Source organism: Tenacibaculum dicentrarchi (genome assembly GCF_964036635.1).
Classification (GTDB): domain Bacteria; phylum Bacteroidota; class Bacteroidia; order Flavobacteriales; family Flavobacteriaceae; genus Polaribacter; species Polaribacter dicentrarchi.
In genome coordinates, this window is sequence record NZ_OZ038524.1 from 710,433 (window position 1) to 729,500 (window position 19,068).

Here is a 19,068-nt window from a genome sequence, read left to right on the forward strand (position 1 = left end):
AAAACGTTTTTATATCCTTTTATTCTTTATCAGAAAGAAATAAAAACCAAAAATAAATACCATATTTTTGCAATCAACAACAGAGTTAACAACACAACAAAAAAAGTATGAATACAATTAACGAAACTAACTTTCAATTTCCAAAGCAAAAGTCGGTTTATAAAGGTAAGGTAAGAGAGGTTTATAATATAGATGACGAGTTATTGGTAATGATAGCTTCTGACAGGTTATCTGCTTTTGATGTGGTTTTACCACGTCAAATTCCTTATAAAGGGCAAATTTTAAATCAGATAGCAACCAAAATGATGAACGAAACCGCTCAGGTTGTTCCAAATTGGTTACATGCAACGCCTGATGAAAATGTAGCTGTAGGGCATTTATGTGAGCCTTTTAAGGTAGAAATGGTTATCCGTGGGTATATGTCAGGGCATGCAGCACGTGAATATAAAGCTGGTAAAAGAGTTTTATGTGGCGTTGAAATGGCGGAAGGAATGAAGGAAAATGATCAGTTTCCAACACCAATAATTACGCCTTCAACAAAGGCTGAAAACGGCGATCATGATGAAGATATTACTCGTGAAGAAATTTTATCTAAAAATGTGGTTTCTGAAGAAGATTATATCATCTTAGAAAAATACACTAGAAATTTATTTCAAAAAGGAACAGAAATAGCTGCTTCTCGTGGGTTAATTTTAGTAGATACTAAATATGAATTTGGTAAAACAAAAGATGGTAAAATTGTTTTAATTGATGAAATTCATACGCCAGATTCTTCTCGTTATTTTTATGCCGATGGATATGCTGAACGTCAAGAAAAAGGAGTGCCACAAAAGCAATTGTCAAAAGAATTTGTACGTCAGTGGTTAATTGAAAATGATTTTCAAGGAAAAGACGGGCAGGCAATTCCTGAAATGTCAGACGAAAAAGTTACCGAAATTTCAAACAGATATATTGAATTATACGAGCAAATTACAGGAGAGAAGTTTGTAAAAGCAAATACTGAAAATGTATTAAATCGTATTGAAAAAAACGTTGTTAATTTTTTAAATGGATAGCAATAAAATAAATATTCGCCCGGTATTAAATTTATCCTCTGAAATTCCTGTAGAAGATTTTCAGAATAAAACAATACGCCCAATTTTAAAATTACAACACGAATTGCTTTTACAATTTTTTATCTTTTTCTGTAAAAGTCAAAAAGTAGATATTATAAATATCGAAAAAGAAAAATTTAATAAAGCGGTAAATAGTATCACCAAGAAAAATATCAATTTAAAAAATCAGTTTTTAGGGTTGATTATCGGGCAGTTTACTGTGGGGGAATTTGAATTTTATAAAGACAATAATACCGATATCAATAAAAGAATTTTAATGATGATTGGGCAACGAATTAAAGATAGCCAATTAGAAATTAAAATTTTTAAAACAGATAGCAATTAATAAAAATTAATAAGAAATTAGTTAAAAATGATAATAGAGCCAAGAACTAGAGGATTTATTTGTTTAACATCTCATCCAACGGGTTGTGAGCAAAATGTAAAAGATCAAATAGCATACGTACAATCAAAAGGAAAAATTGAAGGTGCTAAAAAAGTATTAGTAATCGGTGCTTCAACAGGTTTCGGATTGGCATCAAGAATAACAAGTGCATTTGCTTCAGACGCTGCTACAATTGGGGTTTTCTTTGATAAACCAGCAACAGAAGGAAAACCAGGGTCGCCAGGTTTTTATAATACAGCTGCTTTTGAACAAGAAGCAATAAAGGCAGGTTTGTATGCTAAAAGTATTAATGGAGATGCGTTTTCAAACCAAATAAAAGAACAAGTTGTTAACCTAATCAAACAAGATTTAGGGCAAATTGACTTGGTTATTTATAGTTTAGCATCGCCAGTTAGAATGCACCCTGTATCAGGAAAACGTTTTAAATCAACATTAAAACCTATTGGAGAAGTTTTTACCAACAAAACCGTAGATTTTCATACAGGAAAAGTTTCAGAAATTTCTATAAACCCAGCCCAAGGCGATGATGTTGCCAATACGGTAACAGTTATGGGGGGTGAAGATTGGAAAATGTGGATGGACGCATTACAATCAGAAAACTTATTATCGGAAGGGGCTACTACAGTGGCATATTCTTATATCGGCCCTGAAGTTACCAAACCTGTGTACAGAAATGGAACAATTGGTGCGGCTAAAGATGATTTAGAAGCAACTGCTTTTACGATTTCTGATGATTTAAAATCAATAGGAGGAAAGGCGTATGTTTCGGTAAATAAAGCCTTGGTAACACAAGCGAGTTCTGCAATTCCTGTAATTCCATTATATATTTCACTTTTATTTAAGGTGATGAAAGAAAAAGGAATTCACGAAGGATGTATCGAACAAATTCAGCGTTTATATAGCCAGCGTTTATTTGGAGGCGATTTAGCTTTAGATGAAAAAGGTAGAATCCGTGTAGATGATTGGGAAATGCGTGAAGATGTACAAGCAGAAATTTCAGAATTATGGAAAACAGCAACCACTGAAAATTTATCGGAAATTGGAGATTTAGAAGGATATAGTCAAGAATTTTTTAAATTATTCGGTTTTAAAGTAGCAGGAATAGATTATGATGCTGAGGTTAACGAAGTTGTTAACGTACCAAGTATTCAATAATTAAAAAGCATATAAAAACACCATCAAAACCTCATAGTCGTAATAGCTGTGAGGTTTTTTTTGTTATATTATTTAAAATTATGTTATGGAAATAGCAACAATTAAAGCGTTAAAAGACGAATTAAAACATAAAAATCAAAATGAATTATTAGAAATTTGTTTGCAGTTAATTCGTTTTAAAAAAGAAAATAAAGAATTACTTACTTACCTGTTATTTGAAGCTGATAATGAACAAGGTTATATTTTAGCTATTAAAAACGAGATGGATGTGTTATTTGAAAACATCAATACTAAAAGTTATTTTTTTATCAGAAAAAGTGCACGTAAAATATTAACAAAGACAAAAAAATACATTCGTTTTTCAAAGAATAAAGAAATAGAAGTCGAATTATTATTACATTTTTGTATCAAACTCAAAAATTTAAAACCTTCAATAAAAAATAGCCCTCGTTTACAAAATATACTAGAAACTCAAGTAAAACTGATTCAGAAAATTGTAGCAACCCTGCATGAAGATTTACAATACGATTATAGTTTAGAATTAGAAAAATTATAAAAAGAACTTTTTTAACAAAAGAATCAAATGCTTAACTATTTTGAGAACATCTTAAAAATCATTATTTTTGTAAGGAATAAAATTACAAAAGTAATAATGACTAAAGATTTATTTGAAAGAATTAAACAAGATAAAGGACCGTTAGGAAAATGGGCAGATAAGGCAGAAGGATATTTTGTTTTTCCAAAGTTAGAAGGACCAATTTCTAACAGAATGTCTTTTAATGGAAAAGAAGTAATTACTTGGAGTATCAATGATTATTTAGGTTTAGCAAATCATCCAGAGGTTTTAAAGGTTGATGGTGAATCAGCAGCAACCGACGGGTTAGCTTATCCAATGGGAGCTCGTATGATGTCAGGGCACACTAAATACCACGAGCAATTAGAGCAAGAATGTGCTGATTTTGTAGAAAAAGAAGCGGCATATTTAGTAAACTTTGGCTACCAAGGAATGGTATCGGCAATTGATGCTTTGGTTACCAAAGAAGATATTATTGTTTACGACATGGACACCCACGCTTGTATTATTGATGGTGTTCGTTTACATGCAGGAAAACGTTTTGTTTATAGGCATAACGATATTGAAAGCTGTGAAAAAAACTTACAAAGAGCCACTAAAATGGCAGCAAAAACAGGTGGAGGAATTTTATTGATTTCCGAAGGTGTTTTTGGAATGCGAGGTGAGCAAGGTCGTTTAAAAGAAATTATCGCCTTAAAAGAAAAATATAACTTCCGAATTTTAGTTGATGATGCCCATGGTTTTGGAACACTAGGTAAAGACGGAAAAGGAACTGGTTTTGAGCAAGGAGTTCAAGAGGGTATTGATGTTTATTTTGCAACATTTGCAAAATCGATGGCAGGAATCGGAGCTTTCTTTGCAGCTGATAAAGACATAATTCAGTATTTACAGTATAACATGCGTTCACAAATGTTTGCTAAATCGTTGCCAATGCCTATGGTAAAAGGCGCCTTAAAACGATTAGACATGTTGCGTACCATGCCTGAATTAAAAGAGAATTTGTGGAAAATTACCAACTCATTACAATCAGGTCTGCGTACTGCTGGTTTTGATTTAGGAACTACACAAACATGTATTACTCCTGTATTCTTAAAAGGAGAAATCCCTGAAGCAATGGCAATGGTTCAAGATTTACGTGAAAATCACGCGGTATTTTGTTCTATAGTGGTATATCCTGTAATACCAAAAGGATTAATTATTTTAAGATTAATACCAACAGCACGTCACACACAAAAAGATGTTGATGAAACAATTGTTGCATTTTCAGCAATTCGAGAAAAATTATCAAACGGAACTTATAAAAAGGTTGCAGAAGCAATTATGGCCGAATAAAAGATATAATTATAGCAAAAAAAACTCATGAAGCATATAATATATTTCATGAGTTTTTTGTTTAAAAAAAAGGAATATCTTTGAGTTTTTATTTGATACTTAAAATTAATGAAAAAACTTTTATATATATATATAGTACTCTTCGTTTCTAGTAGCATAGGACAAATAAAAGACACACTACCAAACGTTAATGAAGAATATTTTTTGTTAAAAAATGGCGATAGTTTAATGATTACATTAAATGAAGTAGCTATTTTTCCGAAGCATAAGTTTAAAGAAAAATTAGATATTCATTATTATTACTGGTTTCGTAAAAAAGTTTTTAAAGCATACCCTTATGCTGTTTTGGCGGCAAAAAAAATAGACAGTGTAGCGGTTCGTTTATCAAAAATAAAATCGAAAAGAGCCAAAAGAAAATATATAAAAAGAACTCAAAAGTACCTCCAAGAAGAACTGACGAGTCCTTTAAAAAAATTAACCAAAACAGAGGGGCGTATTTTGTTAAAATTAATACATCGCCAATCAGGCAAAACCGCTTTTCAAAATATTAAAGAATTGCGAAGTAGCTGGAAGGCATTTTGGTACAATACCACCGCAAATATATTCAAGTTGTCATTAAAATCGAAATACATACCAGAAACGATAAATGAAGATTTTTTAATAGAAGATATTTTACAACGTGCATTTGTTGATGAAAAATTAGAATATCAAACCCCAAAATTAAAGAAACCCTATAAAAATATCGTATTAAAAGGTCGGGGAAGCATCGATGTAACGGTTTATAAAAAGTTATTTGTAAAAATACGCAAGAAGCGCGCAAGAAAAAATAAGCCTAAAAAAAAGTAGCAGTTATATATAAGGTATAAAAATTCAATAATTATTTTTTCTAGAAGCAATTACCCGCTTTCCGCACTCGCTTTTTTTTGAAGAAAAATCAAAAAAAGAGCTCAAACAAAGCATCAATCGGGGCTAGGCATTTGTACTTTTTTTAATAATTCGAGAACTTAACTATAATTTAGGCAAAGTTTATACTATCATTTCGAGCAGTAAAACTTAAACCTCACAGGTTTTAAAAACCTGTGAGGTTTGTTCTTGTTTGGAGCATTCAAAACGAAATTCCCATTAACGAAGAACAATTGTCAGTTCTAATGATTTTCATCCTGTTTAGGTAATTCAAAACATCCTGCTAAATTTATTTCAGCATCGCATCAAAATGAGAACCCCAGAAATCAGCCTAAAAATCGGAAGCAAATTCCTATTAACGAAAATAAACTGTCAGTTCGAGTGATTTTTTTTCTTTCAAAAAAATAGTATCGAGAACTTTATCAGTCTTAAAATCAAAAAAACAAATAAAAATCTATTACTAAAATAGCAAAACAAAACATTCGAAGCTGTTTTTAACCACTTTTAACAGGCCAAAAAACCATAATTTCAGATATTAATACGTGCTAATTTTAGCAGAATCCTACTTTTTAAAACTAATAGAACATAAAAGATAAAAAAACACACAAATCAATCTCCTAGTAATCAGCGATTAATAAAATACTTTTAAAATAAACAAATAAAACCCCTTGTCAGTCCAATAAAAGGACGTAGATTTGCAACCGCTAACAACAAAACGCAAGTTTAAAAGTTAACAACTGTTCCTTAAAATATCGTTAAGTATCATTTTAATAAAATGTAAAAAATAAGTTAATTTTAATTTGTTTAAAACAAATAAAAGAATGTATATTTGCAACCGCTTTCATAAAGCGTAACGATTAAAGAAATTTGGAAATGACAATTTAAAGTCAGTTAGTTCGATTCTAACGTTTCTACAAAAAATGATAAGATTATTCTTATCTCTGGTTTTTTTAAAAAAGAACTAGGTTCATTGAAAATATTGAAATTGACAGCGTAAATAAGAGTAGAATAACCACAACTTCTAACGAAGTTAAATTCTTTTGAAACTTATTCATTAATATTATTTAAAATATACAATGAAGAGTTTGATCCTGGCTCAGGATGAACGCTAGCGGCAGGCTTAACACATGCAAGTCGAGGGGTAACATTATGCTTGCATAGATGACGACCGGCGAACGGGTGCGTAACGCGTATAGAATCTGCCTTGTACAGGAGGATAGCCTTTAGAAATGAAGATTAATACTCCATAATGTAGTGCTTCGGCATCGGAACACTATTAAACATTTATGGGTACAAGATGACTATGCGTCCTATTAGCTAGATGGTAAGGTAACGGCTTACCATGGCAACGATAGGTAGGGGGTCTGAGAGGATTATCCCCCACACTGGTACTGAGACACGGACCAGACTCCTACGGGAGGCAGCAGTGAGGAATATTGGTCAATGGAGGCAACTCTGAACCAGCCATGCCGCGTGCAGGATGACTGCCCTATGGGTTGTAAACTGCTTTTATACAGGAAGAAACCGATCTACGTGTAGATCCTTGACGGTACTGTAAGAATAAGGACCGGCTAACTCCGTGCCAGCAGCCGCGGTAATACGGAGGGTCCGAGCGTTATCCGGAATCATTGGGTTTAAAGGGTCCGCAGGCGGTCAATTAAGTCAGAGGTGAAATCCCATCGCTCAACGATGGAACTGCCTTTGATACTGATTGACTTGAGTTATATGGAAGTAGATAGAATAAGTAGTGTAGCGGTGAAATGCATAGATATTACTTAGAATACCGATTGCGAAGGCAGTCTACTACGTATATACTGACGCTGAGGGACGAAAGCGTGGGGAGCGAACAGGATTAGATACCCTGGTAGTCCACGCCGTAAACGATGGATACTAGTTGTTGGACTTCGGTTCAGTGACTAAGCGAAAGTGATAAGTATCCCACCTGGGGAGTACGGTCGCAAGACTGAAACTCAAAGGAATTGACGGGGGCCCGCACAAGCGGTGGAGCATGTGGTTTAATTCGATGATACGCGAGGAACCTTACCAGGGCTTAAATGTGGTCTGACAGCTTTAGAGATAGAGTTTTCTTCGGACAGATCACAAGGTGCTGCATGGTTGTCGTCAGCTCGTGCCGTGAGGTGTCAGGTTAAGTCCTATAACGAGCGCAACCCCTATTTTTAGTTGCTAACAGGTTAAGCTGAGGACTCTAGAGAGACTGCCGGTGCAAACCGTGAGGAAGGTGGGGATGACGTCAAATCATCACGGCCCTTACGTCCTGGGCTACACACGTGCTACAATGGTATGGACAATGAGCAGCCACTATGCGAATAGGAGCGAATCTATAAACCATATCACAGTTCGGATCGGAGTCTGCAACTCGACTCCGTGAAGCTGGAATCGCTAGTAATCGGATATCAGCCATGATCCGGTGAATACGTTCCCGGGCCTTGTACACACCGCCCGTCAAGCCATGGAAGCTGGGGGTGCCTGAAGTTCGTTACCGCGAGGAGCGACCTAGGGTAAAACTGGTAACTAGGGCTAAGTCGTAACAAGGTAGCCGTACCGGAAGGTGCGGCTGGAACACCTCCTTTCTAGAGAAAGATGGTGAGTTACAAAAGGGAAATTTTACTCTTTGCTGTTAATTTTAAAACACACTAATAATAAGCTATTATAGTCTCGTAGCTCAGCTGGTTAGAGCGCTACACTGATAATGTAGAGGTCGGCAGTTCGAGTCTGCCCGAGACTACAAAGAGTAAGTTGTTAGAAAGGAAATTCTGGAAACTAGAGGATTCTAAATTCGTAATTCTGAATTCATAATTCTGAATTTCAAATGGGGGATTAGCTCAGTTGGCTAGAGCGCTTGCCTTGCACGCAAGAGGTCATCGGTTCGACTCCGATATTCTCCACAATTCAATTACGAATTGAAAATTATGAATTATAAATTTGTAATTCATCATTCGTAATTATTAAAGTTCATTGACATATTGGTAAAATGATATCGTAAAGAAATCAAGATAGAGAGTTAATCGCAAGATTAACACAATATTTTTATAAAAATAATAATTATAAAGAGCTCGTTCTAAACAGTAATGTTTAGAGCAAAAAGTACAATAAGCTAAATAAGGGCGTATGGCGGATGCCTAGGCTTTCAGAGGCGATGAAGGACGCGATAAGCTGCGATAAGCTACGGGGAGGGGCACATACCTTATAATCCGTAGATTTCCGAATGGGGCAACCCGGCATGTTGAAGACATGTCACCCGAAAGGGGGCAAACCCGGTGAACTGAAACATCTAAGTAACCGGAGGAAGAGAAAACAATAGTGATTCCGTTAGTAGTGGCGAGCGAACGCGGATTAGCCCAAACCAATACTGTTACGGCAGTGTTGGGGTTGTAGGGCTGCGACATTAGCGTCTAAGAGAACTAGAATTGTCTGGAAAGACAAACCAAAGAGAGTGATAGTCTCGTATAGGTAATCGAAGATAATATAGCAGTACCCTGAGTAGTGCGGGACACGAGTAATCCTGTATGAATCCACCGGGACCATCCGGTAAGGCTAAATACTCCTGAAAGACCGATAGTGAACTAGTACCGTGAGGGAAAGGTGAAAAGAACCCTAAGTAAGGGAGTGAAATAGAACCTGAAACCGTACGCCTACAAGCGGTCGGAGCACATTAACTGTGTGACGGCGTGCCTTTTGCATAATGAGCCTACGAGTTACTGTTACTAGCAAGGTTAAGGATTTAAGGTCCGGAGCCGAAGCGAAAGCGAGTCTGAATAGGGCGACCATAGTTAGTAGTAGTAGACGCGAAACCGAGTGATCTACCCATGGGCAGGTTGAAGCTGTAGTAACATACAGTGGAGGACCGAACCAGTTGACGTTGAAAAGTCTTTGGATGACCTGTGGGTAGGGGTGAAAGGCCAATCAAACTCGGAAATAGCTCGTACTCCCCGAAATGCATTTAGGTGCAGCGTTGAGCGAAAGTTTTATAGAGGTAGAGCTACTGATTGGATGCGGGGGCTTCACCGCCTACCAATTCCTGACAAACTCCGAATGCTATAAAATGTTACTCAGCAGTGAGGGCATGGGTGCTAAGGTCCATGTCCGAGAGGGAAAGAACCCAGACCATCAGCTAAGGTCCCCAAATATATGTTAAGTTGAACTAACGAGGTGAAACTGCTTAGACAGCTAGGATGTTGGCTTGGAAGCAGCCATTCATTTAAAGAGTGCGTAACAGCTCACTAGTCGAGCGGTTTTGCATGGATAATAATCGGGCATAAACATATTACCGAAGCTATGGATTTATACTTTGTATAAGTGGTAGGGGAGCATTCTATTTGCGCCGAAGGTGTTCTGTAAGGAATGCTGGAGCGGATAGAAAAGAAAATGTAGGCATAAGTAACGATAAAGGGGGCGAGAAACCCCCTCACCGAAAGACTAAGGTTTCCTCAGCGATGCTAATCAGCTGAGGGTTAGTCGGGTCCTAAGGCGAATCCGAAGGGAGTAGTCGATGGATAACAGGTTAATATTCCTGTACTTCTTATAATTGCGATGGGGTGACGGAGTAATGAAAGCACCGCGAACTGACGGAATAGTTCGTTGAAGCATGTAGCTATTAGAACAGTAGGCAAATCCGCTGATCTAGGTGAAATGTGATAGTACAACAAATCTTCGGATGCGTTGATAGTGTGCCTAAAGGCTTCCAAGAAAAACCTCTAAGCTTCAGATTATGAGAACCCGTACCGTAAACCGACACAGGTAGTTGGGATGAGAATTCTAAGGTGCTCGAGTGATTCATGGCTAAGGAACTAGGCAAAATCGACCCGTAACTTCGGGAGAAGGGTCGCCCATCTTCGGATGGGCCGCAGTGAAAAGGTCCAGGCGACTGTTTATCAAAAACACAGGGCTTTGCTAAATTGAAAGATGATGTATAAGGCCTGACACCTGCCCGGTGCTGGAAGGTTAAGTGGAGTTGTTAGCTTCGGCGAAGCAATGAAATGAAGCCCCAGTAAACGGCGGCCGTAACTATAACGGTCCTAAGGTAGCGAAATTCCTTGTCGGGTAAGTTCCGACCTGCACGAATGGTGCAACGATCTGGACACTGTCTCAGCCATGAGCTCGGTGAAATTGTAGTATCGGTGAAGATGCCGATTACCCGCAGCGGGACGAAAAGACCCCGTGAACCTTTACTATAGCTTCGTATTGGTTTTGGATAAGTAATGTGTAGGATAGGTGGGAGACTATGAAGCGGCGTCGCTAGGCGTTGTGGAGTTGTCCTTGAAATACCACCCTTTGCTTATCTAGAATCTAACTCAGCAATGAGAACAGTGCGTGGTGGGTAGTTTGACTGGGGTGGTCGCCTCCAAAAGAGTAACGGAGGCTTCTAAAGGTTCCCTCAGCACGTTTGGTAACCGTGCGTAGAGTGCAATGGCATAAGGGAGCTTGACTGAGAGACATACAGGTCGATCAGGTACGAAAGTAGAGCATAGTGATCCGGTGGTTCCGCATGGAAGGGCCATCGCTCAAAGGATAAAAGGTACTCCGGGGATAACAGGCTGATCTCCCCCAAGAGCTCACATCGACGGGGGGGTTTGGCACCTCGATGTCGGCTCGTCACATCCTGGGGCTGGAGAAGGTCCCAAGGGTTGGGCTGTTCGCCCATTAAAGTGGCACGCGAGCTGGGTTCAGAACGTCGTGAGACAGTTCGGTCTCTATCTGCTGTGGGCGTTAGAAATTTGAGTGGATTTGACTTTAGTACGAGAGGACCGAGTTGAACTAACCTCTGGTGTATCTGTTGTTCCGCCAGGAGCATTGCAGAGTAGCTACGTTGGGAAGGGATAAGCGCTGAAAGCATATAAGCGCGAAACCCACCACAAGATGAGATTTCTTTAAAGGGTCGTGGAAGATTACCACGTTGATAGGATACAGGTGTAAAGGCAGTAATGTCATAGCCGAGTATTACTAATAACCCATAGGCTTATGTAGAAAGTCTTGCGCTCGTAAGGGCGCAAGCGAAACTCTTTTTGATAATTTATGATATAATTTTTACCAATATGTTAACTTATACAGTTGAAATATACTGAAACGATTTAAGGTGATTATCGCAATGGGGCTCACCTCTTTCCATCCCGAACAGAGAAGTTAAGCCCATTTGCGCCGATGGTACTGCCAATGGTGGGAGAGTAGGTCGTTGCCTTTCTTTTAAAAAACCTCAATCTTTAAAGATTGAGGTTTTTTTTGTGTCTTATTTTTTTGTTTTTCTAAAAAAAAATATAAAGATTAGTTTATTTACAAAGTTAAAATTCTTATTAAATAGTAGTGAGTTAGACCTCACAGGTTTTGAAACCTGTGAGGTCTTTTTTGTTTTATCGTAGTCCCTTTTTGATGGGATGCTGAACTAACTAAATTCAGCATGATGTTTGTTTAATTTTTGAAGGAAAAAATTACTCGTACTCGGACTAACAGGGTAGAGATTGGTGGAATTATAATTGATGTATCGATTTATGAAAATTAGCAAAAATGCCTAGCCCCGATTGAAGCTTTGTTTGAGCTCTTTTTTTGATTTTTCTTCAAAAAAAAGCGAGTGCGGAAAGCGGGAAATTGCTTCAAAAAATAGTAGGATCAATGTCTAGAAAAAAATAAAGATCTCTGTATAGGTTTAAATTTGGCACAAAAAACCCCGAACTGATCGGGGTTTTTATAAATACTTTAATTGATTAATGTAAAGTGAAATTAATGGGTATATGATATTCAACATTGGCAGGGTTTCCATCTTGTGTGCCCGGAATAAAAGTAGCTAGATTTGAAACCATTTTTTTAGCTTCTTGCTCTAATAATTGACCATTTTTAGGTCCTTTCATTTTTATATTACTAATCTTACCTTGTTTATTTATAATAAAACGTACCCAAACTTTACCTTCAATGTTTTGATCGGCTGCAGCTTCTGGGTAATTAAAGTTTCTTTGAATATGACTAATCATTCTTTCATTAAAACAATTGTTTTTTTCTGTATCAGGAACTTTTAAACAAGTTTTAAATTGTGGAATTTTTTGTACTTCGTTAAATTTAATGAAATCAGTAATTATTTTTTCAGCTTTATTAATTAATTTTGTTGATTGTTTTTTGATGTTTCTTGTTGCTATTAAGTTTTTAGCATTAGGATGTTTAAATGTGAAAGGAATACCGTATTTAACTTTTACTGCTTTTCCATTATGTTTTCCAGGGATAAATTTAGGAAGTTTATTTATAATTCTAGAAGCTTCTTTTTTTAGTGCATCACCATTTTTAGGTCCTCTTATTTGAAGTGCGCCAACATTACCTAATTCATCTATGGTAAATTGAACCAAGACTCTACCTTGAATACCAGCATTAAATGCAGCTTGTGGATATACAAAATTCTTAGTAATATGTTTTGTCATTTGTGTTTCAAAACACTTAGCTTGTTTTATTAAAGGTACATTGTTACATTTTGAAAATAAAGGAATTTCTTCGACTAAATTAAAAGGTATTCTTTCAATAGTTTTAGAATTGTCTTCTAACTCAAGTTTACCAACTAACAATGTATTTCTTTTAATATTACTAATTTTTTGGGTAGTATTAGTACCGCCAATAGCAGTTACAGTTTCATTTTTTTTACGAATTACACGCCTTCTTGTAGATACCTGAATAGATAATTGTTTTTTTATTCCATCCTTTGTTTTTTCAATAGCGCATTTAGTAATACTATTTGGATCAGCAATAGATTCATCAGGAGAAGTACATTTTTCTTGCTGTGCAACGCTTATTACAGATGCAAGCATAGTAATTAGTAGTAGGGTAAATTTTATCATATGACTCTCTGTTTGTGTTATTAACAATTCATTAACATTGTAAACATACAGAAAAAAAAATAAAAATAAACGTATATTCCTGTTTTTTAACGATTAAAAGTATATTTTTTTAAGTTTTTTTGAAATTACAAGTATTTTTATTACGATTTGTGTAAATATATTTAATAAAAAAAAGTTATAAGTGTTAATCTGATGCTAAATTAAGGGGGAATGCATACGTAACAACAACAGGTAATCCTTTTTCTTTTCCTGGATTAAAACGAGGTAACTTATTTATGATTCGGTCTAATTCTTTATGCAGTCGCTTATTGTTTTCACGACTTCTTATTTTTGAATTAATGACTTTTCCGTTAAGGTCAATACTAAATTGAATATAGACTTTAGTTTTAGTATTTTCAGTAATATAATCTTCTGCATAGAAATTTTTAAGAATATGTTTATTAATTTTATCTTTAAAACATTTGATATTATTTTCTTTATCGCTGTGTTTGCAAGAATCAAACATTGGTATTTCTTCAACTAAGGTAAATAAAACTTCTTTTGATAGGTTAGGTAGGTTTAATACTTTATTACCGTTAGAATTTAAATTATTTTCTTTTTTTCTAGATCGATTATTAACTCTTTTTCTTACGATGTTTGTTTTTGATATTTGCCTAACATTTTTTTCTTTAATATCACATTTTTTAATTGAAATTACATTTAAATCAATAGCATCGTCTTTAGGGTTTTCACAAACTTTTACTTGGCTTTGTATATTAAATAAATTAATTAGCATAATCAACAGTAGTAGGAGGAGATTTTTCATTTTAGATAGCATTTTGTTGCACTGTAAAGATGCTAAAGTATTCTTGTTTACGCTTTAAGTAAGTAAATAGTTTGTTTTAATTAATTATATATTTAATGTTAAGAATGTTAATTTAATGTTAACAAAAAAAGGGTGCACTATTTTTAAGTAGTGTGCCCTTTTTTTTAAATGTTGTAAAAAATTATTTTACTCCCATTAATTCAACATCAAAAATTAAGGTTGCGTTTGGAGGAATAACACCTCCTGCACCAGCTTTTCCGTATGCTAAGTTTGATGGAATTACTAAACGAGCTTTATCTCCAACTTTTAATAATTGAATACCTTCATCCCAACCAGCAATTACTTGACCTACACCGATAGCAAAATCAATTGGTTGCTTACGTTTGTAAGATGAATCAAATACAGTACCGTCTAATAATTGACCTTTATAATGTACAGAAACATTAGCTCCTTTAGTAGCTTGTTTACCATCTCCATTTTGTAAAATTTTATAACGTAATCCTGATGGAGTTTCGTCATAACCTTTAGCAACAGAGTCTAATAATTCTTTTTGTTTTGCAATTGCATCAGCTTCACGTTTTTCACGAGCTCCTTCAAAAGTTCTAAAAGCTTCAACTGCATTAAAGTTTTCAGCAGTTTCACCTACACGAATAATTTCAACATCCATTGAATCTCCTTGCTGAACAGCATCAACAACATCTTGTCCTTCAACAACATTTCCAAAAACAGTATGATTACCATCTAAATGAGGAGTAGGAGTATGCGTGATAAAAAACTGAGAACCATTTGTTCCAGGACCTGCATTTGCCATAGATAATTTTCCAGGAGCATCATGTTTTAAATCTGGATGAAATTCATCTTCAAATTTATAACCAGGGTTTCCTGTTCCAGTTCCTTGAGGACATCCTCCTTGAATCATAAAATCAGAAATCACACGGTGAAACTTTAATCCATTATAATATGGAGTTCCTTGTGGTTTTGCAGTGTTATCTAAATTTCCTTCTGCTAAAGCAACAAAGTTACCTACAGTTCCAGGAGTTTTTTCGTATTCTAAATTCACTAAAATAGCACCTTTTGGTGTTGTGAACTTTGCGTAAATTCCGTTATTCATTTTTATTAAATTATCTTGTTAATATATTAAAAACACTTCTTCCGAAGAAAAAGCAAAATTAGTTCTTTACTGATAAAGTTGAAAGGTTTAAGCTTAAACCTATGTTAATATTTGTTGAATTTACATTTCCGAAAGGCGAATAATATTTTCCACCTGATGCAAGAATTGAAATACTTTCATGAATATCATAACTAAAACCAAGTGTTGGACGCACAATAATACCTTCATCGGTATCTACGCCAGCACCACCACCAGCACCAGCCATCAATTCAGCAAAACCACGGATTTTATTATTTAAAAATCGAGGAGAATAAATTCCGCCACCAACTAATCCATGAGCATAACCACCTGAGCGACCATCGTAAGCAAAACTAGCTTCTCCAGCAATGTATAGCCATTTATTAATATCGTAATTTACTTTTAATCCGATAAGTTGTAAATCAATTTCTTTGACATCAAATTTATCATCAGTTTTTGCAACATCAAAATATGTTTGATTTTGAATTTCAACACGTAAACCTTGTGTATAAAAGTTGGTGTATTTTTTTTCTTCGGATGTTGTTCCTCCGTTTAATCCGTAATATTTTAATCCGAAACCAACAGTATATGCTTCTAAATCGCCAGCAATAGCACGATAATAACCTCCGTGACCACTTAAAGCAAATTTTTCAGTTATTTTTAAGTCGATTCCTGCGGATGGATATATCATTAAACCACCTTCAGGAGCAACACGACCACCAGCAGCACCAACGCCTAATTTTGTAAAAACATTGATGTATTTTGATTGATAAGGATGATACCCTGCACCAAAAAATAAATCCATAAAACCAGCACGTAGTCCTTTATATATGGCATCAGTATGAGCGAATAAAAAAGTATTTTCGTTTATATATTTTTGATATTCAAAACCTAGCACATATAATGTTTCATTTAAAGTTGTTCCGTTATCTTTTTTAGAATTTCCAAAAGGTTTAAAAAAATCAAAACGAATTTGCTGTGCATTTTTTACAATAGGTTTGTGCCAAAAATCATCCGAAGAAATATTTTTTGCTATAAAATTTTTATGTGCTTTATTATAATCAGTAAAACGTAAGATACTTGGTATTTCAACAAATAAAGACACCGAATTACTTTTTATTTCTCCTGATAAAAAATTTAAATGACTGTATTGTATTCCAACAGAATAGTTGTTCTTTTTATACTGTAAACCAATATTCGGATTTATAAACCCGCCATCATTAACTAAATTTCTGTAGCCACCACCGCCACCAAAATGAAGGTTTGCATCTACATATAAATTTTTATAAAGTTGTTTATTTACACCTAATTCTGCACCTAAAGTAAATAATCCACCTTGGTCGCCAGTAACGGCAAAATGAAATCCTGCACCACCATATAACCAATTATTAATTGGAATTTGATAATGTAATCCTGCCAAGCCCATTGTCGGTTTTAAATCTGGGAATTTATCCGTAGGCATTTTTACAGGAATAAAATTCAAACGAACTTTATTCTGTAATACTGTTCCTTTTAAGGTTTTTAATTCTTGCGAAAATGAAAAAGAATAAGCAAGAATTAAAAACCAAAATAGGCTATTTTTTTTATTCAAATTCACTTGTGAAATGTAGTTTTACAGTAGGATATTTACTTTGTGTCATTTGCATAGTAAAAGCAGAATCAGCTAAAAATACTAATTTTCCTTGTTTATCTTTAGCTAAATAACGTTGTTTAACACGTTTAAATTCTTTAAACTCTTCATTTTTTTCATCTTCAGGTTGTACCCAACAAGCTTTATGTACAGATATATTTTCATACGTACATTTTGCACCATATTCATGTTCTAATCTGTACTGAATAACCTCGTATTGTAAAGCACCTACAGTACCTACAATTCTACGACCATTCATATCCATAGTAAATAACTGAGCAACCCCTTCATCCATTAATTGGTCTAAACCTTTGTATAATTGTTTAGATTTCATTGGGTCGGCATTGTTTACATAGCGGAAATGCTCTGGTGAAAAACTTGGAATTCCTTTGAAATTTAATTTTTCACCTTCGGTTAACGTATCGCCAATTTTGAAATTTCCTGTATCATGAACACCCACAATATCACCAGGAAAAGATTCATCAACAATTTGTTTCTTTTCAGCAAAAAAAGCATTTGGGCTCGAAAACTTCATTTTCTTACCATTACGAACATGTAAATAAGGAGAGTTTCGTCTAAAAGTACCTGATACAATTTTGATAAAAGCAAGTCTATCTCTGTGTTTAGGGTCCATATTTGCGTGAATCTTAAATACAAAACCTGTTAATTTTTCTTCTTTAGAATCGACTAAACGTTCTTCTGATTTTTTAGGTTGTGGTTCAGGTGCAATTTGAATAAAAGCATCTAATAATTCTTTTACACCAAAATTATTTAAAGCCGAACCAAAGAAAACAGGTTGTAAATCACCTGCTAAATATTCATCTTGATTAAATTCAGGATATACTTCAGCTACTAATTCTGCTTCTTCTCTTAAAGTTTCGGCAGCAGTTTCGCCAATAATTTCATCTAGTTTAGGATTTGATAAATCATCAAACTGAACACCTTCCGAAATTTTTGTTTTATTATCGGCAGAAAAAAGATTTAATTTTTTTTCCCAAATATTATAAATTCCTTTAAAATCGTACCCCATTCCAATAGGAAAACTCATCGGAGTAACACGTAAACCTAATTTTTGCTCTACTTCATCTAATAAATCGAAAGCATCTTTTCCTTCTCTATCCAATTTATTGATAAAAACCAGCATCGGAATTTTACGCATTCTACAAACCTCGACTAATTTTTCAGTTTGAGGTTCTACACCTTTTGCAACATCAATTACAACGATAACACTATCAACAGCGGTTAAGGTTCTAAAAGTATCTTCGGCAAAATCTTTATGCCCAGGGGTATCTAATATATTTATTTTTTTATCTCGATAAATAAAAGCCAATACAGATGTGGCTACGGAAATTCCTCTTTGACGTTCAATTTCCATAAAATCGGAAGTTGCTCCCTTTTTTATTTTGTTGTTTTTTACCGCACCAGCTTCCTGAATTGCTCCACCAAATAATAATAACTTTTCAGTTAAAGTAGTTTTACCAGCATCGGGGTGTGATATAATTCCGAATGTACGTCGTTTTTGTATTTCTTCTAAAAAGCCCATCTATCAAATTTTAAGGGTGCAAAGGTACGGTTTAATGCTTAATTTTTCAAGGGTTTACTGCTTAACTCTCTAAAGCTTTAATTGTTGAATTGATAGCAATTTTGTATGTTTGCTTTTAGCAAAAAATAAACATGAAAGAACAGGTCATATTAGTAGATGTTCACGATAATCCTATTGGATTAATGGAAAAAATAGAAGCACATGAAAAAGCGTTATTACACAGGGCATTTTCTGTTTTTGTTTTTAATGATAAAAAAGAGTTAATGCTACAACAAAGGGCTTCGGATAAATATCACTCTCCTTTATTATGGACAAATACCTGTTGTTCACATCAAAGAGATGGCGAAACGAATTTAGGAGCAGGAAAACGTAGGCTTCAAGAAGAAATGGGTTTTGTTTGTGAATTAAAAGAAGTATTTTCATTTATTTATAAAGCTCCTTTTGATAACGGATTAACCGAGCATGAATTAGACCACGTAATGATTGGAATTTTTAATGATGAGCCAAACATTAATAAAGAAGAAGCTGAAAGTTATAAATGGATGCCTTTAGAAGCTGTTAAAAAAGATATGGAAGAAAAGCCAGAAATTTACACGGCTTGGTTTAAAATTATATTTAAAGAATCGTACGATGTTTTAAAAAAATCGCTTATAAATTCTTAAAAAAAC

Annotated in this window: 12 protein-coding genes, 2 tRNA genes and 3 rRNA genes; 12 read left to right on the forward strand and 5 right to left on the reverse strand. The window is 34.8% G+C overall.

Going from position 1 to position 19,068, the window contains the following annotated elements; genetic code table 11:
* The first annotated feature begins 107 nt into the window (after positions 1-107).
* The 11 genes from ABNT14_RS03155 (at position 108) to rrf (ending at position 11,663) form a co-directional block, all read left to right on the forward strand.
* A complete protein-coding gene (locus ABNT14_RS03155) occupies positions 108-1,055 on the forward strand; it encodes a phosphoribosylaminoimidazolesuccinocarboxamide synthase (protein ID WP_101902288.1) in 948 nt (315 codons plus the stop codon).
* A complete protein-coding gene (locus tag ABNT14_RS03160) occupies positions 1,048-1,440 on the forward strand; it encodes a glyoxalase (protein WP_101902287.1) in 393 nt (130 codons plus the stop codon). The genes ABNT14_RS03155 and ABNT14_RS03160 overlap by 8 nt, the downstream gene beginning before the upstream one ends.
* Positions 1,441-1,467: 27 nt before the next feature.
* Positions 1,468-2,655, forward strand: coding sequence for an enoyl-ACP reductase FabV (fabV, locus tag ABNT14_RS03165; RefSeq protein WP_101902286.1), 1,188 nt, complete (start codon positions 1,468-1,470; stop codon positions 2,653-2,655).
* An 85-nt stretch (positions 2,656-2,740) separates the two neighbouring features.
* Positions 2,741-3,211 carry a hypothetical protein gene (locus tag ABNT14_RS03170; RefSeq protein ID WP_101902285.1) on the forward strand — a complete coding sequence of 157 codons (471 nt, stop codon included), beginning with the start codon at positions 2,741-2,743 and terminating at the stop codon, positions 3,209-3,211.
* A gap of 96 nt (positions 3,212-3,307) precedes the next feature.
* On the forward strand, positions 3,308-4,561 hold the full coding sequence (locus ABNT14_RS03175) for an aminotransferase class I/II-fold pyridoxal phosphate-dependent enzyme (RefSeq protein ID WP_101902284.1): 1,254 nt from the start codon (positions 3,308-3,310) through the stop codon (positions 4,559-4,561).
* Positions 4,562-4,669: 108 nt separating this feature from the next.
* Positions 4,670-5,407 (forward strand): DUF4294 domain-containing protein, encoded by a 738-nt coding sequence (locus tag ABNT14_RS03180; RefSeq protein WP_101902283.1) that lies wholly within the window; start codon positions 4,670-4,672, stop codon positions 5,405-5,407.
* Between the two features lie 1,130 nt (positions 5,408-6,537).
* Positions 6,538-8,055, forward strand: a 16S ribosomal RNA gene (locus ABNT14_RS03185).
* Positions 8,056-8,136: 81 nt separating this feature from the next.
* Positions 8,137-8,210 (forward strand) — tRNA-Ile (locus ABNT14_RS03190).
* An 86-nt stretch (positions 8,211-8,296) separates the two neighbouring features.
* A tRNA-Ala gene (locus ABNT14_RS03195) sits at positions 8,297-8,370 on the forward strand.
* Positions 8,371-8,572: 202 nt separating this feature from the next.
* Positions 8,573-11,448 (forward strand): 23S ribosomal RNA (locus tag ABNT14_RS03200).
* A 106-nt stretch (positions 11,449-11,554) separates the two neighbouring features.
* Positions 11,555-11,663, forward strand: a 5S ribosomal RNA gene (gene rrf, locus ABNT14_RS03205).
* Together the 16S, 23S and 5S rRNA genes with 2 tRNA genes alongside form the textbook arrangement of a ribosomal RNA operon.
* Before the next feature lie 517 nt (positions 11,664-12,180).
* On the opposite strand, the gene ABNT14_RS03210 is transcribed toward rrf, so the two are convergent.
* The 5 genes from ABNT14_RS03210 to ABNT14_RS03230 form a co-directional block, all read right to left on the reverse strand.
* Positions 12,181-13,293 carry an energy transducer TonB gene (locus tag ABNT14_RS03210; RefSeq protein WP_101903670.1) on the reverse strand — a complete coding sequence of 371 codons (1,113 nt, stop codon included), beginning with the start codon at positions 13,291-13,293 and terminating at the stop codon, positions 12,181-12,183.
* Positions 13,294-13,477: 184 nt separating this feature from the next.
* On the reverse strand, positions 13,478-14,068 hold the full coding sequence (locus ABNT14_RS03215; RefSeq protein WP_348719397.1) for an energy transducer TonB: 591 nt from the start codon (positions 14,066-14,068) through the stop codon (positions 13,478-13,480).
* A gap of 211 nt (positions 14,069-14,279) precedes the next feature.
* Positions 14,280-15,209, reverse strand: coding sequence for a peptidylprolyl isomerase (locus tag ABNT14_RS03220; protein WP_101903668.1), 930 nt, complete (start codon positions 15,207-15,209; stop codon positions 14,280-14,282).
* Positions 15,210-15,267: 58 nt separating this feature from the next.
* Positions 15,268-16,824 (reverse strand): hypothetical protein, encoded by a 1,557-nt coding sequence (locus ABNT14_RS03225; protein WP_234985011.1) that lies wholly within the window; start codon positions 16,822-16,824, stop codon positions 15,268-15,270.
* The gene (locus tag ABNT14_RS03230; RefSeq protein ID WP_101903667.1) at positions 16,811-18,400 is read right to left on the reverse strand and encodes a peptide chain release factor 3; all 1,590 of its coding nucleotides are present in this window, start codon (positions 18,398-18,400) and stop codon (positions 16,811-16,813) included. The genes ABNT14_RS03225 and ABNT14_RS03230 overlap by 14 nt, the downstream gene beginning before the upstream one ends.
* Before the next feature lie 131 nt (positions 18,401-18,531).
* On the opposite strand from ABNT14_RS03230, the gene idi reads away from it, so the two are divergent.
* Positions 18,532-19,062, forward strand: coding sequence for an isopentenyl-diphosphate Delta-isomerase (gene idi, locus ABNT14_RS03235; protein WP_101903666.1), 531 nt, complete (start codon positions 18,532-18,534; stop codon positions 19,060-19,062).
* Positions 19,063-19,068: the final 6 nt, after the last annotated feature.